Origin of the sequence: Burkholderia stagnalis (genome assembly GCF_039848545.1) — a bacterium.
Classification (GTDB): Bacteria; Pseudomonadota; Gammaproteobacteria; order Burkholderiales; family Burkholderiaceae; genus Burkholderia; species Burkholderia stagnalis.
In genome coordinates this window covers 3047368-3068438 of the sequence record NZ_CP156685.1, presented here as the reverse complement: position 1 = coordinate 3068438, position 21071 = coordinate 3047368, and the positions used below count along the sequence as shown (strand labels likewise).

The following is a 21071-nucleotide window of genomic DNA, read 5'->3' as shown; positions in this document are numbered from 1 at the left end:
TGCGGCACGGCGCGCGCTCCCCCCGGTTGCAGCGGTCAATGACCGTTGTTGAGCGCAGCGATCGCGAGACCGTTGTGCTGCAGGTTGCCGATGCCGCCGGCAATGTTCACGCCGATGTTGCCGCTCGAGCCATGCAGCGTATTGGCGCCGAGCATCGCGTTGCCTTCGAAGCGGCCGGAGGCCTGGGCCGCCGCGCTTTGCGTGTTGTCGTCGGTGGCGACCATCGCGACCGTGTTGACCTGGCTCGCGCTGACGGTCGTCACGGCGCCGGCAAGGCTGTTGTTCTGCACGTTGCCGATACCCGACGCGACGTTCACGCCGACGTTGCCCTGCACGGCGGACAGCGAGCCGTCGCCGACCGATGCGTTCAGCTTGAAGTTGTTGACGGTGGCCCTGCCCGCCGACGACTGGTTGCTGAAGATCTGTGCGTTGCCGAACACGTTGCCGACATCCACCGACGCGAGCGCGACGTCGTTGCTCTGCACGTTGCTGATGCCTTCCGCGATGTTCACGCCGAGGTTGCCGGTGACGCCCGATGCCGCGTTGGCGCCGGTGCCCGCGTTCAGCACGCCGGGCTTGCGCGTGTCGATGTGCTGCGTGACGCTGCCCGTCGTCTTCACGTCGGTCTTGTCGACGTCGAGGTTGAAGGCCCACGACTTGCTCTTCGAGTGCTTTTCGCTGCCGCTTGCTTGCGCGGACTGGCTCGACGACGAGGACGACGATGCATCGTCGTGATGCACTCTCGCCCGGTACCCGGCTTCGCTCGAAGACGAATTCGAACTCGTCGTCGTGCTGCCCGCGGCATCATGCGTCGTGCTGCTCGACGCTGCGTTGTCCCACGCCACGGCGGCGGAGCCGGTCGCATTGAAGCGGGCGTCGAAGTTCACGTTTTCGCTGCTGCTGCCGTTGCGGCGGTTGCCGCTGTGGGCGTGCGATTCGTTCAGGCTCGCGGCTGCGGACACCGTGGCGTTCACCACGCCCGCGATGGCCTTGTGGCCGCTGCTGGCGCTCGTGTCATGCGTCGACGACGTCGTGTGCGACATGCTGCTCGACTGCGACCGTTCGGCTTCCGCCGACGCCCAGGCCGTCACGCTGCGCGAATCGTGCGACGACATGTGCGTTTCGCTCGAACGCGACGACGACATCCGTTCGAACGACTCGCTCGACGAGGACGACGAACTGCCACGCACCGAGACGTTCTTGTCCTCGTTGTTGAAGGTCGTCGTCACTGCGCCTTTCAGGTAGCTCTGGTAGTTCGGGTCGAGCCGGGCGCCGGAAAGGTTGACCGACTGGGTGTTGTTGATCACCGCCCCCGCGGTGCTCGTCACGGTGACGCATCCGAACAGCCGGACCCAGCCGCGGATGCCGACGGTCTCGGTCACGCCTGTCGTGTTGAACAGATACGCCTTGGGCGGTGCGGCATACACGGACCCTGCCGCAGTGACGAGAACCGCCGCTGCAATGAGTGTGCGCTTCATGGTTCACTCCGTTTCGGTGATGGCTTAGTTAAAAAGAGTGCCCGCCGGGGGACGGAGCACAAAACTGTTCGCCGTTGCATTACCGGCGCCGGAGGTCTGGTTGACTTGTACGATGCCGCTGATATGCTTGAAAGCGTCGCCGCTAATCGACACTTCATGCATACCCCGCCCGCCCACCGGGAGTCCCAGTCCACCGTGTCGCGGGGCTGTCTCGGATAGTTCGGTATCCGAGACAGCCCTCACTCCCGCGCCCAGCGTGCCGAGCACGGTGCTGTTGCGCTGAAGATTGCCCACCCCTGCGCTCTGGTTCACCATCACCGCGCCCGAGATGTTCGAAAATGCCGAGCCCTCGATGCGCGCGGCCGTATCGCCCACGCGGGCGGACGTGCTCGCCGCCTGCGTGATGCCGACATGGCCGGCGCCGAGCGCGCCCGTTCCCAATGCCAGCTGGTTGCTTTGCGCGTTGTCGAGGCCGGCGGTTTCATTGATCGTGATCGCGCCGGTCGTGCCGTTCGCCGCGCCCGTCGCGATCGTCGCGGTGCCGCTGACGATCGCCGGGCTTGCCGGCACGTTCTGCGCGCATGCGCCGCGCGCGGCGAGCAGCGCGATCAGGGCGACGGCGATCGCGCCGAGATGCGTGCCGAGATGCGGCCGCATGCCTGCGCGGCGATGCGCCGAGCGTGAGGGCCGCGCGTTCATTTGGCGGCTCCGAGCGCGCTCGTGAGCGGCGCCAGCGCGCCCGTCACCGAGCCCGCGATCATGCCGCCGATGCCGCCCGTCGCCGGCGCGCCGCCGACGGCGCCGCGCACGATCGACCCGCCGCCCGCGTCCCCCGCGAGCGCACGCGTGACGGCTTGCATGCCGAGGTCGCCGAGCATGCCGCCGGGTGCGACGCCGTTCGAGCCGTGCGCATTCGTCAGGTCGAGATCGGACACCATCGTCGCCATCATCGGGTTGAAGGTGTTGGACGGGAACGTTGTCGCGCGGGACAGCACGGGATCCTGATCCGTCGGCACGTTGTGATACGCGACCCGCGGCGTGACATTGCGCAGCACGATGATGTCGCCGGGATTGGCGACCTGTGCGTGTGCCGCGCCGCAGGCGATGCCGGCGCATGCCGCGCACAGCGCGGCGAGAACCGGGTGACGCAGCGGAAGGAGCAGAGCGTTCATGTCGGGCCTCTCGGTGGCGCATCGACCGCGGGTCGCGGCGCCGGTTGTTACTTGCGTGTGTAGCTCGCGCTGTTGCCTTGCACCGCGCGTTGCGCATCGACCGGAATCGGCAGCGGCGTGGGCGGCGTGATCTCGTCCCACAGCGTCACCGACGCATTGCCGCCGGCCGCCATCTGCGACGCGGTCGACACGGTCACGTAGCCCGGCGCGCGGCCGCGCTGGCGGCTGAGCGTGTCTTCGTCGAGCGGCGCATAACGCTTCATCCACGTAGCGTCGGCGAGCGAAGGCGCAAACGTTGCAGCCGGCTCGACTGCTTGCGACGCTTCCTGGGCATGGGCCGCGTTCGGCAGCCACGCGGTCGCCAGCACGGCGGCCATCGAGGCGAGGGAAAGGCGAAGGAGGTGTCGCATGGCATGTCTCCGGTGTACCGGGTATTCAGCGAAATGCATGCCATCGACCCCAAACCGTTGTCGCGATTGCGGTTTGCCATTCCGCGTAGGGAATTGCCCGGTAAAACGCGAAAAAAATGTTTCAGGCCTGAAACGAGGGGACTTGGGAGTACTGCGGATTCAAGCGAACCGCTGCAAGGACGACAATCAGCGCTACGTGTCGATGCGCAAACGGCCCCGATGCATGCGGATATATGCAGAGGAATGCCGGGCGCGATCTGCTGCGGGCGAGGCGTTGAAATCGGTTTGTCTTGTTCGACGTCTATAACCAAGCTGCTTTGACCAAAAAAGCGACACGCCAAGAAAGTCGCGGGGCTGCACGCGACATTGATGAGCGCCATCATGCGAGGCATGGCGTCGCCTTGCATTGAAATGGCGAATCGAGCCGACCCCTGGGCGTGGACCCGATTCGATTCTTTTTGCACGTGATTTGACGTGCGCTGGTAATCGTTAGACGGTTGATGAACGGGGTGAGAGTATGGAAGCCGAGCTGCGGCACGTGATCTACTATTCCCGGGAACCGAGCGATGCGCTGCGCGGGCACTTCGATGCGCGCGGCTGGCGCGTCGATCTCGCGGAGACCGCGCGCGACGTGCGGCGCGCCGTTCAGCAGGGTGTCGCGACGGCCGGGCTGCTCGACTTCTCGTCGGGCTTCAAGCCGGCCGACCTGCGCGAACTCGAACCCTGCCTGACGATTCCCCACATCGGCTGGATCGCAGCCACGCAGCGCGGCCAGTTGCAGGATGCGACGCTGCGCCACCTGATCCGCGACTACTGCTTCGACTACGTGACGATGCCGTTCGAGACGACGCGCATCGTCGAGACCGTCGGCCACGCGCACGGCATGGTCGCGCTGACCGAGCCGGTCACGCCGCAACCGGGCGCCGGGCGCGGCGAAGGCGAGATGGTCGGCACCTGCGATGCGATGCTCGCGCTCTTCAAGATGATTCGCCGGGTCGCGACGACCGATGCGCCCGTGTTCATCTCCGGCGAGTCGGGCACCGGCAAGGAGCTGACGGCCGTCGCGATTCACGAGCGTTCGTCGCGCGCGCAGGCGCCGTTCGTCGCGATCAATTGCGGCGCGATTCCGTCGACGCTGCTGCAGGCCGAGCTGTTCGGCTACGAGCGCGGTGCGTTCACCGGCGCGAACCAGCGCAAGACCGGCCGCGTCGAAGCGGCGCATGGCGGCACGCTGTTCCTCGACGAGATCGGCGACCTGCCGCTCGAGAGCCAGGCGAGCCTGCTGCGCTTCCTGCAGGAAGGCAAGATCGAGCGGCTCGGTGCGCACGTGTCGATTCCGGTCGACGTCAGGGTGATCTGCGCGACGCACGTCGACATGCAGGCGGCGCTGCGTGACGGGCGCTTCCGCGAGGACCTGTTCCACCGGCTCTGCGTGCTGAGGGTCGAGGAACCGCCGCTGCGCGCGCGCGGCAAGGACATCGAGGTGCTCGCGCGACACATGCTCGAGCGCTTCAAGGGCGATTCGCATCGCCGCCTGCGCGGCTTCTCGCCGGACGCGATCGCGGCGCTGTACGGCTATCCGTGGCCCGGCAACGTGCGCGAGCTGATCAACCGGGTGCGCCGCGCGATCGTGATGTCGGAGGGCCGGACGATCACCGCGGCGGATCTCGAGCTGAACGACTATGCGGTGCTGGCGCCCATCTCGCTCGTCGAGGCGCGCGAGGCGGCGGAGCGCCAGGCGATCGAGCATGCGCTGCTGCGGCATCGCGGCCGGTTTGCCGATGCGGCGCGCGAGCTCGGCGTGTCGCGCGTCACGCTGTACCGGCTGATGTGCGCACACGGCATGCGCGACCGCAGCGACGGCGCACTGGCCGGGTTTCCGGCGCCGCTGCCGGACCTTCCGCGGCACGCTTGCTAAAATGGCGGGTGCGGCCGCCCTCGCGGCCGAAGGAACCCGCATGAAACAGTATCTCGACCTCGTACGCAGCATCCTCGACACCGGCACCTGGCAGGAGAACCGCACGGGCATCCGCACCATCAGCATGCCCGGTGCGATGCTGCGCTTCGATCTCCAGGAAGGCTTCCCGGCCGTGACGACGAAGAAGCTCGCGTTCAAGTCCGCGATCGGCGAGCTGGTCGGCTTCCTGCGCGCGTCGCGCAGCGCCGCCGATTTCCGCGCGCTCGGCTGCAAGGTGTGGGACGCCAACGCGAACGACAACGCGCAATGGCTCGCGAATCCGTACCGGCAGGGCGTCGACGATCTCGGCGACGTGTACGGCGTGCAATGGCGCCAGTGGCCCGGCTACAAGGTGCTCGACGCGGGCGCCGACGCGCAGATCGCCGATGCGACCCAGCGCGGCTATCGCATCGTCACGCGCTTCGACGAGGACGGCGCGCCGAAGGTGCTGCTGTACAAGGCGATCGACCAGCTGCGCCAGTGCCTCGACACGATCATGCAGAACCCGTCCGACCGCCGCATCCTGTTCCACGCGTGGAATCCGGCGGTGCTCGACCAGATCGCGCTGCCGGCCTGCCATCTGCTGTATCAGTTCCTGCCGAACGCCGCGAAGCGCGAGATCTCGCTGTGCCTGTACATCCGCAGCAACGACGTCGGCCTCGGCACGCCGTTCAACCTCACTGAAGGGGCGGCGCTGCTGTCGCTCGTCGGCCGGCTGACCGGCTATACGCCGCGCTGGTTCACCTACTTCATCGGCGACGCCCACATCTACGAGAACCAGCTCGACATGCTGCAGCAGCAGCTCGTGCGCGAGCCGTACGAGAGCCCGCGGCTCGTGATCGCCGACCGGGTGCCGGCATACGCGCAGACGGGCGTCTACGCACCGGAATGGCTGGAACAGGTCGAGCCGTCCGACTTCTCGCTCGTCGGCTACCGGCACCATGAGCCGTTGACGGCGCCGATGGCCGTCTGAGCGCGGCGCGCTCCGGTTTCCGTCCCGACGGATGAAGGCCCGATCGACGCAAGTCGATCGGGCCTTGTTTCATCTGCGCGGGCGCTTATTGACGGTGCCGGTTGTCATGGCCGTTGTCGTGCGGCGCCTGCGGCGGCGGGTGGCTCTCGACGTGCGGCGCCGGCATCGACGGACGCGGCTCCATGCGGGGTGGCTGCGGCTGCGGACGCGGTTGTTCCATGTGCGGCGGTTGCATCTGCGGCCGGGGCTCCATGCGGGGCGGCTGCATCTGCGGCCGGGGCTCCATGTGGGGCGCCGGCATCTGCGGCCGCGGCTCCATGCGCGGGGCGGGCTGCGGCCGTGGCGCTTCGCGCGCGGGAGCCGGCGGACGGTAGTCGTTCACATGTGGCGGCGCGACGTCATGGCGCGGCGCGGGCGGCGCATAGTCGGCTTGCGGGCGGGGCGCCGGGGCCGCATTGTCCGGCCGCGATTGCCCATGCTGCGCCGGCGGGACGAAATCGGGGCGCGGCTGCGGCGCCTCGGCCGTCATGTCGGTGCGGGGATTCGGCAGCGCGCGTGGCGACGGCGTTCCGCGTGGCGGCTGCTCGGCGTTCGCGGCGTCCGGATGCGGCGCCGGCGTCGCGCTGCGCACCGGCGGCAGCGCGTTCTGTCCCGCCGGATGCGTCGCGGTGGGCGCGCCGGAGGGCGCGAAGCCCGCATGCTGGCGATCGAGCGGCGCATGCGGCTGCATCCAGGCCGGCGACGGTGACGGCGACTGTGCCGCGACTAAGCGATTGTCGCCGTGCGCGCCGGGGGCGTTGTCGAACGACGGCGGATGCGGGACGCCGTTCGTGACCCGGGCGGCGTTCTGGTCTCCGCCATTCATCGAGCGGGGCGCATTGGGCGCGGCGCCATTCGCGAAGTGCGGGGCGTTCGGCGCTTCGCCATTGAGCGGGCGGGGCGCATTCGGGGGCGCGCCGTTTGTGAACCGTGATGCGTTCGGCGCTTCGCCGTTGAGCGGGTGGGGCGCGTTCGGGGGCGCGCCGTTCATGAACCGTGATGCGTTCGGCGCTTCGCCGTTGAGCGGGCGGGGCGCATTCGGGGGCGCGCCGTTTGTGAACCGCGATGCATTCGGCGCTTCGCCGTTGAGCGGGCGAGGCGCATTCGGGGGCGCGCCGTTTGCGAACTGCGATGCGTTCGGCGCTTCGCCGTTGAGCGGGCGGGGTGCATTCGGGGGCGCGCCGTTTGCGAACCGTGGTGCATTCGGCGCTTCGCCGTTGAGCGGATGGGGCGCATTCGGGGGCACGCCGTTTGTGAACCGCGATGCGTTCGGCGCTTCGCCGTTGAGCGGGTGTGGAGCATTCGGCGGCGCGCCGTTCATGAACCGTGATGCATTCGGCGCTTCGCCGTTCGGCACATGGGGCGCATTCGGCGCCACGCCATTCATCAATCTCGACGCGTCCGGTGCCTCGCCGCTGCCCGGCCGGCCATTCGCGGGCACGCCCGCGCCGGCGCGCACCTGACCGGGCTGGCCTTCGCGCGCCGGCTGCACGACCGGGCCGTGCGGATTCACGAGCTGCACGTTGTGCATCGCCCAGCCGCCGGCGTGCGGATTGCCGGGCACCCGCACCGGGTGCGGCGTGTAGTCGGGCGGCACGGCCGTCTTGACGACCGGTGCGCCGGCGCCGGGCACGCGGGCGCCTTGCTGGACCAGGTGCGCGGCCGCCTGGTCGCGATACGCGGGCGGCACGGCCGGGTTGCGCGTCGCGATGACCGGGCGCTGTCCGAGCGCGGCCGGCGGATGGTAGGCGGCGTTGCGCAGCCCGCCGGTGAAGCTCTGGCGCACCGGCGCGATGCCCGGCGTGCCCGGCATGACGTGCGCATTGCGCCATTGCTGCGGATCGACGTGCTGCGAGAAGTGCGCGACCGGCTGGCCGTGCACGAAGGCGGTCGCCGGCACGGCCGTGATCGCGTGCGGTGCGCGGAAATTGACGTACGTGTTGTTGATGTTGGTGATGTTCGTCACGTTCACGGTCTTGTTCACGTTGACGTTGTTCACCACGATGTGCTGGTTCACGCGGTCGTAGTAGCGCGGGCTCCAGCCGCCCCAGCCCGGATGCCATCGCTCGCCCGGGCCGAGCGGGAACCACGCGCAGCCTGCCGCGGCGGCCCCGCCGACCGCGAGGCCGACGCTCCAGTCGAACCCTCCACCGCCGCCACCACCGCCGACGAACGCGACCAGCGCCGGCGCATAGACGGGCGGCTCGCTGACCACGACCGGGCCCGGCACCCACGCCCAGCTGTCGTCGACATACGCCCAGCGGCCGTAGTGATACGGCGCGAAGCCCCACGGCGCGTCGTCGACCCAGGTCCAGCCCCACGGCGCCTGCCAGATCCAGTGCCCGTCGCGATAGGGCGCCCAGTCGGCAGGCGTGTCGTTCGGCACCCATACGGCGCCGTAGCTCGGGTTGTCGCGCCACGTGCCGTTCGCGTCCAGATCCTGGTAGCCGGGGATGTCGCGCGACACGTAACGGGCCGACACCGAGCGGTCCTCGGCCGCGTCGCGGTTCGCGGCCCACTGGTCGAGCGGGTCGTAGGCGGGCGCGCCCGCCTGCTGCGCGACCTGCAGGCCGGTGCCGGTGAAGACCACCTGCTGGCCGGCCGACAGCGGGTACTGGCCGCTGTCGCCATAGACGGTCGCGCTGCCGCGCCGCACGGTGACCGTCGTGCTCGCGCCGTTCGGCGCGACGTCGACGCGGTAGTCGCCGGGGCCCGCGATGCCGAGCGCGAGGTTCGGCGTGTCGATTTCATACGACGTGCCGGGCGGCAGCGCGCGCACGTGCGTCGACACGGTGCCGAGGCCGACCTTCAGCTGCGTCGTCGTGTCGTCGAGGTTCATCACCGACAGGCTCGTCGATTCGCCGAGCCGTACGGCGCTCGAGCCGATGTGCAGCTCGGAGCGTGCGCCCGCGTCGTTCCAGAGCTGGTCGCCGGTCGTGAGCGGCCGGTTCACGGTGGCGTACGACCACGTATCGGTGCCGGCCGGCTCGGTCGTCACCGCGCCCGACAGGTAATTGAGCCGCGCGACGCGGCCCGGCGGGTCGCCGCCCGGCTGCCGGGCTGCCGCGGCATACGGCGCCGCGGCAGCCGACTGCGCGAACGCGGGAGGCAGCGCGGCGAGCGCCGCGAATGCGAGCAACGTGAGGCGGGCGGTGCGCGTGAGCGTGAACTGGAGGGCCATGATGAGCGTTGTCGTTGTCCCGGCGCGTCGATTCGTGCCGATGAATTCACAATATCCGCTCGGGCTGTTTCAGTGCTCTGCGTTTTGTAAGGCCTTCTGCTCGTCGTGTAACAAAACTTGTCCGCCGCGCGTGTTTGTCATGCGGCCGTAAGCCAGCCGTCGAATGCCTGCTGCCCGGACACGGTGACGCGCAGCACCCGCGGCCGCGCGGTGCGTTCGACCCAGCCGTGCGTGCAGAAGCTGTCGAGCAGCGCCGCGCCGAGCGCGCCGCCCAGGTGCGCACGGCGCTCGCTCCAGTCGAGGCAGCCGCACGCGAAGCGGCGCCGGCGCGTGCGCTGCTGCGCGACGTCGATGCCCCAGCGCGCGAGCGCCTGCGCGCCGAGCTCGGTCGCGTCGACGCTGTCGCCTTCCGCGTTCAGCCAGCCGCGCGCGGTGAGCCCGTCGAACAGGCGCACCGCGAACTCGCCGGCCATGTGGTCGTAGCAGGTGCGCGCATAGCGCAGCTCGGCGGGCACGGTGCGCGCGGTCGGCGGCACCGGCCGGTGCGGCGCCGCCGCGCGGGCGACGTTCGCGAGCGCCTCGAGCGACGCGGCGATGTCGGCGGACGCGATCCGGTAATAGCGGTGCCGGCCGCGGACGTCGAGCGCGAGCAGCCCGCCCTCGGTCAGGCGCGCGAGGTGCGCGCTCGCGGCGGACGGCGACAGCCCGGCGATCAGCGTCAGCTCGCCGGCGGGGCGGGCGCTGCCGTCCATCAGCACCCACAGCATCGCGGCCCGGCCGGGGTCGGCGATCAGTGCGCCGAGGCGGCTCAGGCCCGGAAAATGATGGTCGTCGGAGTCGGTCATCGTCGTAGCCCGGAAAGAGGATGCTCGCAGTGTAGGCGCTGGCGGCATTCGATGTTTCGTCTCGTGCTGAAATGTCGGATGCCGACGGTCAGCCACGGGCGGTCCCGCGGCCGGCCGGCGCCCGCGCGTAGAATGGCCGGGCGCGGCGGCACTGGGGCCGCCGCGCGCGACACGATGCGACGATGAAGACGATTTTCTGCATATTGGCGGCCGCGCTGGCGTGCGCGGCATGCGCGCAGGGCGGTGCGAGCGCCGCGGGCGACGGCGGCAGCCATATCGAGATGTATGGCGTGGTCGACCAGGGCGTGACGGTGCGCCGCTGACCGAAGGGGGCGGATCGCCGGGCCCCGGCGCGCCGCGACGCGTTGTCGCACTGCACCGTATAATGGCCCGATTGCAGCACCCCCGCCTGGAGCCAACAAGATGTCTGCCTCGTCCCCCGCCACCGCGACCCTCGATCGCTCCGAAACCGTGTTCCGCTTCCTCGCCGAGCCGTCGTCCGTGAACTTCGGCGGCAAGGTGCATGGCGGCGCGCTGATGAAGTGGATCGACGAGGTCGCGTATGCGTGCGCGGCGGTCTGGTCGAGCCGCTATTGCGTGACGGTCAGCGTCGGCAACATCCGCTTCCAGCGCCCGATCCTGGTCGGCAACCTGGTCGAGCTGAAGGCGCGCGTCGTCGCGACGGGGCGCACCAGCATGCACATCCATGTGTCGGTGCACGCCGGCGACCCGAAAGGCGGCGTGCTGCGCCAGACCACCGACTGCCTCGTGGTGTTCGTCGCCGTCGACGAGAACGGCAATCCGCTGCCGGTGCCGGCGTTCGTGCCGGAAAGCGACGAGGAGAAGCGTCTCGCGAAGTACGCGATGGACGTGCGCGCCGCGCTCGACAAGATCGTCGAGATGAAGCCGGAAGAGGTCGCGAAGGGCACCGTCTGAAGCCCGCCGTCGCGGCATGCGCCGCGGCGCGGGCGATTCCACCGAAACAACCTTTGCGCGCGCCGCGCGACTGCGGCGGCGCGCGTGTCGCGCATCAGCGCGACCCGATCATCTGCTCCGGCCGCACCCACGCGTCGAATTCCGCGTCGCTCAGGTAGCCGAGCGCGAGCGCGGCGGCCTTCAGCGTCGTGCCTTCCTTGTGCGCCTTCTTCGCGATCTGCGCGGCCTTGTCGTAGCCGATGTGCGGATTGAGCGCCGTCACGAGCATCAGCGATTCGTTGAGCAGCAGGTCGATGCGCGCGCGGTTCGGCTCGATGCCTACCGCGCAGTGATCGTTGAAGCTGCGCGCGCCGTCCGCGAGCAGCCGCACCGATTGCAGCACGTTGTGCGCGATCATCGGCCGGAATACGTTCAGCTCGAAGTTGCCGCTCGCGCCGCCGACGTTCACCGCGACGTCGTTGCCGAACACCTGGCAGCACAGCATCGTCACGGCTTCGGACTGCGTCGGGTTCACCTTGCCCGGCATGATCGAGCTGCCCGGCTCGTTCTCCGGAATCGACAGTTCGCCGAGCCCGCAGCGCGGCCCGCTCGCGAGCCAGCGCACGTCGTTGGCGATCTTCATCAGGCTCGCCGCGACGGTCTTCAGCGCGCCGTGCGCGAACACCAGCGCGTCGGCCGCCGCCATCACCTCGAACTTGCTCGGCGCGGTCACGAACGGCAGCGTCGTGAGGCGGCCGATCTCGTCGGCCACCCGCACCGCGAATTCCGGATGCGCGTTCAGCCCGGTGCCGACCGCGGTGCCGCCGAGCGCCAGCTCATACAGGTGCGGCAGCGTCGATTCCACGTGCCGGATGCCCTGGTCGAGCTGCGCGACGTAGCCGGAGAATTCCTGACCGAGCGTGAGCGGCGTCGCGTCCTGCAGGTGCGTGCGGCCGATCTTCACGATGTCGGCGAATGCCTTCGACTTCGCGTCGAGCGTCGCGCGCAGCGTGCGCAGCGCGGGCAGCAGGTGGTTGACGATCGCGTATGCGGCCGCGACGTGCATCGCGGTCGGGAACACGTCGTTCGACGACTGGCCGCGGTTCACGTCGTCGTTCGGATGCACCTTGCGCGCTTCGCCGCGTTCGCCGCCCATCAGCTCGCTCGCACGGTTCGCGATCACCTCGTTGAGGTTCATGTTGGTCTGCGTGCCGGAACCGGTCTGCCAGACCGCGAGCGGGAATTCGCGCGGATGCTGGCCCGCGATGATCTCGTCCGCCGCCGCGATGATCGCGTGCGCCTTGTCGTCGGCCAGCACGCCGAGCGACTGGTTCACGGCCGCCGCCGCGCGCTTGACGATCGCGAGCGCGTGGATCAGCTCCGGCGACTGCTTCTCGGTCGAGATCCGGAAATTCTGCAGCGAGCGCTCGGTCTGCGCGCCCCAGAGCCGGGCGGCCGGCACGGCGATTTCGCCGAACGTGTCGCGTTCCATCCGAACTGCTTCGTTCATGATGCACTCCTCTTGGAAAGGGGAAGGGCCGCGCGGTGCGCGGCGTCGGGCGTATCGTGGGGAGTCGCGCCGCTTGCGCGGCGTCTTCAACCGACAAGCATAGCGCCGCGGGCGTTTTTGCGCGCTGTCGCGGGGAGGGTGCGGGGCCCGGGCCGGCGCTCAGGCCGGCCGCTCGGCGAGCGATGCGCTCTTGCGATGGAAGCGCCACGCCATCAGCGCGGCGACGCTCGCGAGGCCCGCCGCGAGGCCCCACCACAGGCCGCGTGCGCCGAGGCCCGCGTGGAACGCGAGCCAGTAGCCGGTCGGGAAGCCGATGCCCCAGTAGCCGAAGGTGGCCGCGAGCATCGGGATACGCGTGTCCTTCAGGCCGCGCAGCGCGCCGGAGCCGACCGTCTGCATGCCGTCGACGATCTGGAACACCGCGGCGATGCCGAGCAGCGATGCGGCGAGCGACACGGTGGCCGCGTTCGCGGGATCGTCGAGGCGCAGGTAGAGGCTGACGATCGTGTGCGGCGCGACGATCATCACGAGGCCCGACAGCGACATGAACGCGACGCCGAGCCCGAGCGCGACGAAGCCGGCGTGCCGCGCGGCCACGGCGTTGCCCGCGCCGGCCCAGTAGCCGACCCGCACGTTGGCGGCCTGGCCGATCGCGAGCGGCACCATGAACGACACCGACGCGACGTTCAGCGCGATCTGGTGCGCGGCGAGCGAGGTTGCGCCGAGCACGCCGATGGTGAGGCCGGTCGCGAGGAACAGCGTCGATTCGACCCCGTACGTGATCGCGACGGGCCAGCCGATGCTGATCAGCTCGCCCATCACGGGCAGCTTCGGCCGCGTGGCGGTCACGAAATGCTTGAAGCGCCGCCGGCCGTGCAGCAGCCACACGAGTGCGAGCGCGGTGAGCCAGATCGTGATCGTGGTCGCGACCGCCGAGCCGATAAAGCCGAGCCGCGGCAGCCCGAACGCGCCGTGGATCAACCCGTAGTTCAGCACCGCGTTGACGCCGACGCTGCCGATCGACACCCACAGCAGCCGCCGCGCGGCGCCGATCGCGGGCAGGAACGAACGCATCAGGCCGACGCCGATCAGGCTGCCGAGCGCCGCGAAGCGCAGCACGCCGGTGTATTCGCCGACGTTGCGCGCGAGCGTGGGCGGCTCGTGGAACATCAGCAGGATCGGCTCGGCGAGCGACAGCGCGACGATCGCCGGAATCGCGAGCAGCACGGACAGCGCGAAGCCCGTCCAGTAGATGTGCGGCACGCGATCGTCGGCTTTCGCGCCGCGCGCGTGCGCGACGCTGACGCTGACCGACGACAGCACGCCCTGCAGCACGGTGACGATCACGAAGAAGAAGTTCGCGCCGAGGCCGCCCGCGGCGAGCGAGTCGGGGCCGAGCGAGCCGAGCAGCACCGTGTCGGTGACGCTCATCGCCATCTGCGACAGCTGCGCGATCGCGAGCGGCGCGGCGAGGCGCGCGGTATCGGCGGCGTGGCTGGAAAGGGAAGGCGGCGCGGCGGGCGCCCGCGAGAGACCGGTGTGCGACATGGAATGGACGGGTTGCGCAGGTGCGGGCCCGCGCTGTGCTTATTTTGAGAAAAGCCTAGCTTACGGGTTTATTCGAACCGTGTCGAACGCGCGGCCGATGGCCCTGTCGCGGACAGGGGCGGCGGGTAGGGCGGGGAAAGGGGGGGGGCGCAACGCCCCGGCGGGACGTCGCGCTACGCGCCGTGCACCGCGATGCGCGTATCGCCGAGCAGCACGACCTGCCCCGCGCGAATCTTGCAGGTCTTGCGGAGCTCGACCGCGCCGTCGACCTTGACCGCGCCGGACGCGACGATCACTTTCGCGGAGCCGCCGCTGTCGGCGAGGCCGGTGATCTTGAGGAGGTTGTGCAGCTCGACGAATTCGCCGGTCAGCGTGAAATCCAGATTGGGCATGACGAAGGAAGCGCTCGGGGCGCGGGAGGAATCGCCCCGCATCATACGGCACCGCGGGCCCGCGCGCGAGCGCGGCGGCGCGGGTTTAACACATCCCGGCGGGGAATGTGTCAGTCCGAGGTGTTAAAGAGTGTGAGCGATTCGTCAGCAAATGAAACGGTGGGTAACAGTCTGCGAGATCGGCGAACCGGCCGTGTGAACGCCGGGTCTCTAGCCGTACCCGTTGCATGTTGCGGCGGGTATGCGACGGACCGCATCGACGCGATCCGCGCCAACAACTTCTTGAGGAGGATAGCCATGTCCAACATTCGTACGATGCTGATCGGTGCCGCTCTGACGGCGTTCGCCACTTCGGCCGCGTTTGCCCAGACGGGCGCGGGCGCACAAGGCTCGGCAGGCGCCGGCGTGCAGGTGCAGACGCCGGTGGCCGGCGTCGGCGTGGGCGCGCAGGGCGGTGCAGGCGCCAATGCGGGCGCGGCGGCGGCCAACACGGTCGGCGGTGCAACCGACGCCATGAGCGCGACGGCCGACCAGGCCAAGGACACCGCGTCGTCGGCTGTCCACTCGACGAAGAAGCACGTCAAGCACGCCGCGAAGTCGGTGAAGAGCCATGCCGACGCCGCGAAGGCGAAGGTCGGCGACGCGCTCGAAGGCGGCGCGTCGGTCGGCGTGCAGGGCGGTGCGTCGGCCCAGGGCGCAACGCAGTAAGCGTCGTTCGTCCGCCGCACGGCGCTCGCCCCGGAAGGCGCGTCGTTGCGGCGGCGCTCAGGCGGCCCGGTTCGCTGCGTGCGATCCGGGCCGTTTTTCGTTTACTGCGGCCGGCGTTGTTCCGGCGTCTGGCCCTGCGATGTCCGTGATGGCGCCGGCGTAAATACGCCGCGCAGCCACGCGGCAAGGCGCGCGAACACGTCGTACGGCTCCTCGACGAAGATCTCCGGCTTCAGCAGCCGCAGGTACTCCATGATCTGCTGCGCTTCCTGCTTCTGGAACGAACCGTGCGCGAGCCCCAGCCGCAGCAGGCCGCGCAGCTCGCCGAGCTTGTCGCGCGCGGTGCTGCCGACGCTCATCTCGCACGCGAGCTTGGCCTCGTAGATCCGCTGCCGCAGCGATTCCGCGAGCCGCCATGCAGGCGTCTGCATCTGCTCCTCGAGCACCTGGATGTCCTGCACCGCGCTCTTGATCTGCGCGGCGAGCGGGTCGATGAGGTCCACGTCGCTCTGCGCCTCGGCGACGATCGCCTTCGACCAGTCGCGGCAGGCCTTCGCGAGTTCGTCCGGCGTCCATTCCGAGCGCGCCGCGAAGCCGAAGCCGAATTCGCCGGCCTGTCGCATCAGGATCGCGACCACGTCCGGGAACTCCTTGTCGAGCGTGCGCTTGGCCCACGCGTACTGGCCGCCCTGCAGCATGCGCTGCACGGCGTGCTCGGTCAGCGGCACCATGTTGTCGAGCAGTTTTGCGCGCAGGAAATCCTCGAACGACGGGGTCGCGAATTGCGGGTCGAGTTTCAGCGACACGCGCACGAATGCGTCGTAATCCTTGCGCAGGGACGCGAGTGTGTCGTCCTTGAGGGAAAGGGTGATCTGGCCCATGAATCGTCTCGATGGCGGCCCGCGCCGGCCGGATGCCGGGATGGCGCGCCGCATGCGCGCGCCGTCGGCACTCCGGTCCGCGCCGGGGCCGATGGCAGGTCTTCAACCGTTTATCGGCCGGTCGCGCGGAAACTTGAGCGATTGGCGCGTTCAGCCGGGCAGCCGGCCGTGCGGCAGCACCACGCCCTGCCACAGGAAGAACACCGCGAGCCCGACCGCGATCGTCACGAGCGGCCGGCGCGTGGCCGCGGACACCAGCACGGCGGCCAGCGCGCCGACGAGCTGCGGATTGCGCCAGGTGAGCTCGGCTGTGCCGCCGTGCGGCGACACGGTCATCGGCACGATGATCGCGGTCAGCACGGTGACCGGCACGAAGCCGAGCGCGGTACGCACGAGCGGCGGGAACGCGAGGCGTTCGCCAAACAGGAACAGCGTCGAGCGGATCGCGTACGTAATGACGGCCATCCCGAGGATCAGCAGCGCGTAGCTCACGATGCGGCCTCCGTGCGCGAGCCGGCGCGGGCGCGCTCGTGCAGCAGCGTGAACGCGACGCCCACCACGACGCCGGCGGCCACCGCGCCGAGCAGGCCGAGCTTGTACGGCCAGCCCTGCCAGCAATAGGCGAGCACGCCGGCCGTCGCGGCGGCCGCGAAGTAGCGCAGCGTGCCGAGCTGCGGCACCACGATCGCGATGAAGGTCGCGGCCATCGCGAAATCGAGGCCGAGCGACTGCAGCCCCGGGAACGCCGAGCCGAACCCGAGGCCGGCGAGCGTCCACAGCTGCCAGTTCAGGTACATCGCGAGGCCCGAGCCGAAGAAGTAGTACGGGCCGATCGCGCCGGGCGGGAAATGCCGGTAGTGCGCATACGCGACCGCGAACACTTCGTCGGTCATCAGCGCGCCGAGCGTCGCGCGCCAGCGCAGCGGCAGGTGGGCGACATACGGCGCGAGCGTCGCGCTGTACAGCAGATGGCGCAGGTTGACGATCAGCGTCGTCGCGAGCACGACGGCGAAGCTCGCGCTGCCGGCGATCAGCCCGAGCGCGATGAACTGCGCGGAGCCGGCGAACACGGCGAGCGACATCAGCGCGCCGTGCCAGCCGGCGAGCGGGCCGCCGCTGACGAGCGTGCCGAAGATCACGCCGAACGGCGCCGCGCCGACCATCATCGGGATCGTGTCGCGGGCGCCGTCGAGCCACTCGTTCAGCGGCCGGCGGGGGGATGACGTGGGTGACGGGTTCAAGATGGCTCCTCCATGCGCAGGAGGTTAGCGCGCCGGCGCGCAGGCGGCTTGTATGTTCTTGCGCTGCCGGGCGGGGCGCGCTGGCGGCCCGTGGCGACGCGCCGGGGCGTCAGCGCATCTGCCAGCGCCCCGGCGGCACGCCGAACATCCGCTTGAAGTGCCGCGTGAAATGGCTCTGGTCGACGAAGCCGCTGTCGGCCGCGACGTCGGCGACGGCGACGCCCGCGCGCAGCGGCGCCAGCGCGCGCTGGAGCCGTAACTGGTTGCGCCACGCGTGCGGCGGCATGCCGGTCGTGCGCGTGAACAGGCGCGCCGCATGGAACGGCGACAGCCCGGCCGCCTGCGCGACCTCGTCGAGCGTGACCGTGCCCGTCAGATCGGCGGCAAGCCGTTCGCGCATCGCTTCGACGCGCGGTTCGTCCGACGCGAGCCACGCCGGCCGCAGATGCGCGTCCGCGTGGCGCACGATCAGCGTCGAGAACGCGTCGAGCATCGCCGTCTCGGCGGCGAGCGGGTCGTAGATCGGCGGTGCGTCGGGCATCGCATCGTCGTCGGCCGGCGGCCCGTATTCGTGGGGCGCCGTCGCGCGTACGCTGCCGGCTTCCATCATCCGGTGCGCCCGCGCGACCCGGGCCGCGAGATCCCGATCGCGGATCACGTCGTGCGGAAACCACGGCGCGCCCTGCGGGCGCCCGGCGATCGTGCTCGCGAGCGACCGGATGAACTCGACCGGCACGTAGCAGACCCGGTAACGCCAGCCGTCGTCGGCCGCGCGCGAGCCGGTGTGCACTTCGCCGGGATTGATCACGGGGACGGTGCCCGTATCGGCGATATGGCCGGCGCCGCGACAGACATAGCGTTCGGCGCCTGCTTCGATGACGGGGACCGTATACGCGTCGTGCCAATGCGGCGCGAACTTGTGGTCGCAATAGGTGGCCGTGACGAGATCCGCATCCGGCAGCAGCGGGGTGCGCCAGTAGCGTGCGGAATCTCGGAGGCGGGCGGCGGACATGACGGGGCGCGGGAAGGGCGAATCGACAGTGTAGTCCCGCGCGGGCCCGGTGCGCTTACTTGACGGGGATCGGCGTCGCGGCCGGGACGGGCACCGCGGTGACGCTGTTCTTCGGGCTGCCGCTGACGACCCGGTCGCTGTACGTCAGGTAGACGATCGTGTTGCGCTTCTTGTCGACCACGCGCACCACGTGCAGCGTCTTGAAGATGAACGACATCCGCTCGCTGAACACGTCCGACTGCTGCTTGAGCGGCCCGGAGAAGCTGATCGGGCCGACCTGGCGGCATGCGATCGACGCTTCGCTCGGATCCTCGGCGAGGCCGAGCGAGCCCTTGATCCCGCCGGTGCGGGCGCGCGATACGTAGCAGGTCACGCCGGCGACCTGCGGATCGTCGTAGGCTTCGACGACCACGCGGTCGGAGCCCGTCAGGCGGAAGTTGGTATTCACGCTGCCGACTTCCTCCGCATGCGCGAGCGGCGCGGCGGCGAACGAAGCGAGAAGGAGGGCGGACGGTGCGGCAAGGCTGAGACGGCTCTTCATCGGCGGAATCTGAAACGATTTCGGGACAGAGACTCTAGCATGCGCACGGGATGCGCCATCGTGCGGTTGCCGGAAAAACAAAAGGCCCGTCGCATGGACGGGCCTTTCGCTGTCTGGCTCCCCGACCTGGGCTCGAACCAGGGACCTACGGATTAACAGTCCGGCGCTCTACCGACTGAGCTATCGGGGAATAAATCGGTACATCTGCGTTTGGTTACCATCAAAAAACCCGTCAACCGACAACGGGCTTTTGCATTTTTGGCTCCCCGACCTGGGCTCGAACCAGGGACCTACGGATTAACAGTCCGGCGCTCTACCGACTGAGCTATCGGGGAACAAACAGCAGAGAAACGAGATTGTATGGAGTGTTGGCTAAGCTGTCAACACTTTTGGCGCACGTCGTACAAAATTTTTTGCAGACGGGCGCCGGGAGATCAGCGCTCGAGCAGATGCAGCTTGTCCTGCACGTCCTTCCAGTCGTCCGCGTCGGCCGGCGCCGGCTTCGTCTTGGTGATCGACGGCCAGTCCTTCGCCAGCTCGGCGTTCAGCGCGGTGAACTGCTGCTGGTCGCCCGGAACGTCTTCTTCGGCGTAGATCGCGTTGGTCGGGCATTCGGCGACGCACACGGCGCAGTCGATGCACTCGTCCGGATCGATGGCCAGAAAGTTGGGACCTTCACGGAAGCAATCCACCGGGCACACATCCACGCAATCCGTGTATTTGCACTTGATGCAGCCTTCGGTCACAACGTGAGTCATTAAAACGCTCCTGCTTGGCGGTATATATGGGGTGGCGCTGGCGCCAAAAGCGGCATTGTAACTGAAGCGTCAAACCCGCATGCCGTGGTCGGCTTTCCGGCTTATACCGTTTCGTGATTAGTTTATGAGCACTCGCATGGGGACGCACCGCGGCGCCCGGCGCGGCGTCGCGATGGTCGGGCCCGCATTCGGGTAACATGGCCGGCAGACCGGGCGGCGCGCGGTGCGCCGGGGCCGGTTCCGATATTGGCGGTGCCGTCATCATGATCATCACTTCGCTGCTCGACACGGATCTCTACAAATTCACGATGATGCAGGTCGTCCTGCATCACTTCCCGGCCGCAAGCGTCGAATATCGCTTCAAGTGCCGCACGCCCGGCGTCGATCTCGTGCCGTACATCGACGAGATCCGCGACGAGGTGCGCGGCCTGTGCGCGCTGCGCTTCACCGACGAGGAGCTCGACTACCTGCGCCGGATGCGTTTCATCAAGAGCGATTTCGTCGACTTCCTCGCGCTGTTCCACCTGAACGAGAAGTACATCTCGATCACGCCTTCGCCGAAGGGCAACGGCGAGATCGACATCGAGATCAAGGGGCCGTGGCTGCATACGATCCTGTTCGAGATTCCGGTGCTCGCGATCGTCAACGAGGTCTATTTCCGCAATACGCAGCGCGAGCCTGATTACCGGGAAGGGCGCGGGCGGCTGGGCGAGAAGATCAAGCTGCTCGGCGCGAAACCGGAATTCGCCGACTGCAAGATCGCCGACTACGGCACGCGCCGGCGTTTCTCGAAGGTCTGGCACGAGGAGGTCGCGCTTACGCTGCGCGACGGCCTCGGCCCGCAGTTCGCCGGCACGAGCAACGTGCTGTACGCGATGAAGCACGGCATCACGCCGCTCGGCACGATGGCGCACGAATACCTGCAGGCGTGCCAGGCGCTCGGCCCGCGGCTGCGCGACTCGCAGACCTACGGCTTCGAGATGTGGGCGAAGGAATACCGCGGCGACCTCGGCATCGCGCTGTCGGACGTCTACGGGATGGACGCGTTCCTGCGCGACTTCGACATGTACTTCTGCAAGCTGTTCGACGGCGCGCGCCACGATTCGGGCGATCCGTTCGAGTGGGGCGAGCGGATGATCTCGCACTACGAAGCGAACCGCTGCGACCCGCGCACCAAGGTGCTGGTGTTTTCCGACGCGCTCGACATCCCGAAGGTCATGCAGCTGTACGAACGGTTCCGCGGCCGCAGCAAGCTCGCGTTCGGCGTCGGCACCAACCTGACCAACGACCTCGGCTACGTGCCGCTGCAGATCGTCATCAAGATGGTTCGCTGCAACGGCCAGCCGGTCGCGAAGCTGTCCGATTCGCCGGGCAAGAGCATGTGCGACGACAAGGCGTATCTTGCGTACCTGCGGCAGGTGTTCGGCATCGCGCAGCCGGTCGAGGACGACGCGTCGCAGTAGCCGTCGGCCGTTCAGCCGAAGGTGCGTGGCGAGAGGGGCGGCCGGTA

Annotated in this window: 21 protein-coding genes and 2 tRNA genes; 6 read left to right on the top strand and 17 right to left on the bottom strand. The window is 69.1% G+C overall.

Annotation, left to right across the window (positions count from 1 at the left end; all coding sequences use genetic code 11):
- Positions 1 to 35: 35 nt before the first annotated feature.
- Genes ABFO07_RS14180 through ABFO07_RS14165 form a run of 4 tightly spaced genes read right to left on the bottom strand, consistent with a single transcriptional unit; the run spans position 36 to position 3060 of the window.
- Positions 36 to 1478 (bottom strand): cell wall anchor protein, encoded by a 1443-nt coding sequence (locus ABFO07_RS14180; RefSeq protein WP_124490288.1) that lies wholly within the window; start codon positions 1476 to 1478, stop codon positions 36 to 38.
- A gap of 24 nt (positions 1479 to 1502) precedes the next feature.
- Positions 1503 to 2135, bottom strand: coding sequence for a hypothetical protein (locus tag ABFO07_RS14175; RefSeq protein WP_059564712.1), 633 nt, complete (start codon positions 2133 to 2135; stop codon positions 1503 to 1505).
- A gap of 38 nt (positions 2136 to 2173) precedes the next feature.
- Positions 2174 to 2650, bottom strand: a complete 477-nt coding sequence (locus ABFO07_RS14170; protein WP_124490289.1) for a hypothetical protein — start codon at positions 2648 to 2650, stop codon at positions 2174 to 2176.
- 47 nt (positions 2651 to 2697) lie between these two features.
- The gene (locus tag ABFO07_RS14165) at positions 2698 to 3060 is read right to left on the bottom strand and encodes a hypothetical protein (RefSeq protein WP_063888826.1); all 363 of its coding nucleotides are present in this window, start codon (positions 3058 to 3060) and stop codon (positions 2698 to 2700) included.
- Between the two features lie 517 nt (positions 3061 to 3577).
- On the opposite strand from ABFO07_RS14165, the gene ABFO07_RS14160 reads away from it, so the two are divergent.
- Both ABFO07_RS14160 and ABFO07_RS14155 read left to right on the top strand, forming a co-directional pair.
- A complete protein-coding gene (locus ABFO07_RS14160; RefSeq protein WP_059564715.1) occupies positions 3578 to 4978 on the top strand; it encodes a sigma-54 dependent transcriptional regulator in 1401 nt (466 codons plus the stop codon).
- A 40-nt stretch (positions 4979 to 5018) separates the two neighbouring features.
- A complete protein-coding gene (locus ABFO07_RS14155) occupies positions 5019 to 5990 on the top strand; it encodes a thymidylate synthase (protein WP_059885713.1) in 972 nt (323 codons plus the stop codon).
- Positions 5991 to 6075: 85 nt separating this feature from the next.
- Here ABFO07_RS14155 and ABFO07_RS14150 read toward each other — a convergent pair whose 3' ends face one another.
- Both ABFO07_RS14150 and ABFO07_RS14145 read right to left on the bottom strand, forming a co-directional pair.
- On the bottom strand, positions 6076 to 9210 hold the full coding sequence (locus tag ABFO07_RS14150; protein WP_347467683.1) for a DUF6600 domain-containing protein: 3135 nt from the start codon (positions 9208 to 9210) through the stop codon (positions 6076 to 6078).
- A gap of 137 nt (positions 9211 to 9347) precedes the next feature.
- On the bottom strand, positions 9348 to 10055 hold the full coding sequence (locus ABFO07_RS14145) for an ArsR/SmtB family transcription factor (RefSeq protein ID WP_059959874.1): 708 nt from the start codon (positions 10053 to 10055) through the stop codon (positions 9348 to 9350).
- 182 nt (positions 10056 to 10237) lie between these two features.
- On the opposite strand from ABFO07_RS14145, the gene ABFO07_RS14140 reads away from it, so the two are divergent.
- Together ABFO07_RS14140 and ABFO07_RS14135 are read left to right on the top strand one after the other, a co-directional pair.
- Entirely contained in the window at positions 10238 to 10378 is a 141-nt protein-coding gene (locus ABFO07_RS14140; protein WP_196492614.1) for a hypothetical protein, read from the top strand.
- Positions 10379 to 10478: 100 nt separating this feature from the next.
- On the top strand, positions 10479 to 10991 hold the full coding sequence (locus ABFO07_RS14135) for an acyl-CoA thioesterase (RefSeq protein WP_017333137.1): 513 nt from the start codon (positions 10479 to 10481) through the stop codon (positions 10989 to 10991).
- A gap of 94 nt (positions 10992 to 11085) precedes the next feature.
- Here ABFO07_RS14135 and fumC read toward each other — a convergent pair whose 3' ends face one another.
- The 3 genes from fumC to ABFO07_RS14120 all read right to left on the bottom strand — a co-directional run bounded on the left by fumC (position 11086) and on the right by ABFO07_RS14120 (position 14420).
- Positions 11086 to 12480 carry a class II fumarate hydratase gene (gene fumC, locus ABFO07_RS14130; protein WP_059802943.1) on the bottom strand — a complete coding sequence of 465 codons (1395 nt, stop codon included), beginning with the start codon at positions 12478 to 12480 and terminating at the stop codon, positions 11086 to 11088.
- Positions 12481 to 12639: 159 nt separating this feature from the next.
- Complete coding sequence (gene norM, locus ABFO07_RS14125; RefSeq protein ID WP_059564719.1) at positions 12640 to 14028, bottom strand: multidrug efflux MATE transporter NorM; 1389 nt, start codon at positions 14026 to 14028, stop codon at positions 12640 to 12642.
- A gap of 173 nt (positions 14029 to 14201) precedes the next feature.
- Entirely contained in the window at positions 14202 to 14420 is a 219-nt protein-coding gene (locus tag ABFO07_RS14120; RefSeq protein WP_059564720.1) for an RNA-binding S4 domain-containing protein, read from the bottom strand.
- Between the two features lie 297 nt (positions 14421 to 14717).
- On the opposite strand from ABFO07_RS14120, the gene ABFO07_RS14115 reads away from it, so the two are divergent.
- Positions 14718 to 15128 (top strand): hypothetical protein, encoded by a 411-nt coding sequence (locus tag ABFO07_RS14115; RefSeq protein ID WP_060016957.1) that lies wholly within the window; start codon positions 14718 to 14720, stop codon positions 15126 to 15128.
- Positions 15129 to 15229: 101 nt separating this feature from the next.
- On the opposite strand, the gene ABFO07_RS14110 is transcribed toward ABFO07_RS14115, so the two are convergent.
- The 8 genes from ABFO07_RS14110 to fdxA form a co-directional block, all read right to left on the bottom strand.
- A complete protein-coding gene (locus ABFO07_RS14110) occupies positions 15230 to 16009 on the bottom strand; it encodes a DUF4088 family protein (RefSeq protein WP_059907457.1) in 780 nt (259 codons plus the stop codon).
- 150 nt (positions 16010 to 16159) lie between these two features.
- Positions 16160 to 16501 (bottom strand): AzlD domain-containing protein, encoded by a 342-nt coding sequence (locus ABFO07_RS14105; RefSeq protein ID WP_060016955.1) that lies wholly within the window; start codon positions 16499 to 16501, stop codon positions 16160 to 16162.
- Positions 16498 to 17250: an AzlC family ABC transporter permease gene (locus ABFO07_RS14100; RefSeq protein ID WP_059907456.1), complete on the bottom strand. Its 753-nt coding sequence runs from the start codon at positions 17248 to 17250 to the stop codon at positions 16498 to 16500. Before ABFO07_RS14100 ends, ABFO07_RS14105 begins: the two co-directional genes overlap by 4 nt.
- A gap of 109 nt (positions 17251 to 17359) precedes the next feature.
- Positions 17360 to 18262, bottom strand: a complete 903-nt coding sequence (locus tag ABFO07_RS14095; RefSeq protein ID WP_347467676.1) for a helix-turn-helix domain-containing protein — start codon at positions 18260 to 18262, stop codon at positions 17360 to 17362.
- A gap of 55 nt (positions 18263 to 18317) precedes the next feature.
- A complete protein-coding gene (locus tag ABFO07_RS14090; protein ID WP_059564726.1) occupies positions 18318 to 18803 on the bottom strand; it encodes a CreA family protein in 486 nt (161 codons plus the stop codon).
- A 114-nt stretch (positions 18804 to 18917) separates the two neighbouring features.
- Positions 18918 to 18993, bottom strand: a tRNA-Asn gene (locus ABFO07_RS14085).
- Between the two features lie 69 nt (positions 18994 to 19062).
- Positions 19063 to 19138, bottom strand: a tRNA-Asn gene (locus tag ABFO07_RS14080).
- Positions 19139 to 19237: 99 nt separating this feature from the next.
- Positions 19238 to 19561, bottom strand: coding sequence for a ferredoxin FdxA (gene fdxA / locus ABFO07_RS14075; RefSeq protein ID WP_059564727.1), 324 nt, complete (start codon positions 19559 to 19561; stop codon positions 19238 to 19240).
- Between the two features lie 263 nt (positions 19562 to 19824).
- On the opposite strand from fdxA, the gene pncB reads away from it, so the two are divergent.
- Entirely contained in the window at positions 19825 to 21024 is a 1200-nt protein-coding gene (gene pncB, locus ABFO07_RS14070) for a nicotinate phosphoribosyltransferase (RefSeq protein ID WP_059564728.1), read from the top strand.
- The last annotated feature ends 47 nt before the right edge of the window (positions 21025 to 21071 follow it).

Coding starts and splice junctions, on each gene's coding strand:
- norM (WP_059564719.1), bottom strand. CDS start 14,028: ATGTCGCACACCGGTCTCTCGCGGGCGCCCGCCGCGCCGCCTTCCCTT.
- ABFO07_RS14135 (WP_017333137.1), top strand. CDS start 10,479: ATGTCTGCCTCGTCCCCCGCCACCGCGACCCTCGATCGCTCCGAAACC.
- ABFO07_RS14170 (WP_124490289.1), bottom strand. CDS start 2,650: ATGAACGCTCTGCTCCTTCCGCTGCGTCACCCGGTTCTCGCCGCGCTG.
- ABFO07_RS14145 (WP_059959874.1), bottom strand. CDS start 10,055: ATGACCGACTCCGACGACCATCATTTTCCGGGCCTGAGCCGCCTCGGC.
- ABFO07_RS14175 (WP_059564712.1), bottom strand. CDS start 2,135: ATGCGGCCGCATCTCGGCACGCATCTCGGCGCGATCGCCGTCGCCCTG.
- ABFO07_RS14165 (WP_063888826.1), bottom strand. CDS start 3,060: ATGCGACACCTCCTTCGCCTTTCCCTCGCCTCGATGGCCGCCGTGCTG.
- ABFO07_RS14180 (WP_124490288.1), bottom strand. CDS start 1,478: ATGAAGCGCACACTCATTGCAGCGGCGGTTCTCGTCACTGCGGCAGGG.
- fdxA (WP_059564727.1), bottom strand. CDS start 19,561: ATGACTCACGTTGTGACCGAAGGCTGCATCAAGTGCAAATACACGGAT.
- ABFO07_RS14115 (WP_060016957.1), top strand. CDS start 14,718: ATGTCCAACATTCGTACGATGCTGATCGGTGCCGCTCTGACGGCGTTC.
- ABFO07_RS14095 (WP_347467676.1), bottom strand. CDS start 18,262: ATGTCCGCCGCCCGCCTCCGAGATTCCGCACGCTACTGGCGCACCCCG.
- ABFO07_RS14090 (WP_059564726.1), bottom strand. CDS start 18,803: ATGAAGAGCCGTCTCAGCCTTGCCGCACCGTCCGCCCTCCTTCTCGCT.
- ABFO07_RS14160 (WP_059564715.1), top strand. CDS start 3,578: ATGGAAGCCGAGCTGCGGCACGTGATCTACTATTCCCGGGAACCGAGC.
- ABFO07_RS14120 (WP_059564720.1), bottom strand. CDS start 14,420: ATGCCCAATCTGGATTTCACGCTGACCGGCGAATTCGTCGAGCTGCAC.
- ABFO07_RS14110 (WP_059907457.1), bottom strand. CDS start 16,009: ATGGGCCAGATCACCCTTTCCCTCAAGGACGACACACTCGCGTCCCTG.
- fumC (WP_059802943.1), bottom strand. CDS start 12,480: ATGAACGAAGCAGTTCGGATGGAACGCGACACGTTCGGCGAAATCGCC.
- ABFO07_RS14140 (WP_196492614.1), top strand. CDS start 10,238: ATGAAGACGATTTTCTGCATATTGGCGGCCGCGCTGGCGTGCGCGGCA.
- pncB (WP_059564728.1), top strand. CDS start 19,825: ATGATCATCACTTCGCTGCTCGACACGGATCTCTACAAATTCACGATG.
- ABFO07_RS14155 (WP_059885713.1), top strand. CDS start 5,019: ATGAAACAGTATCTCGACCTCGTACGCAGCATCCTCGACACCGGCACC.
- ABFO07_RS14150 (WP_347467683.1), bottom strand. CDS start 9,210: ATGGCCCTCCAGTTCACGCTCACGCGCACCGCCCGCCTCACGTTGCTC.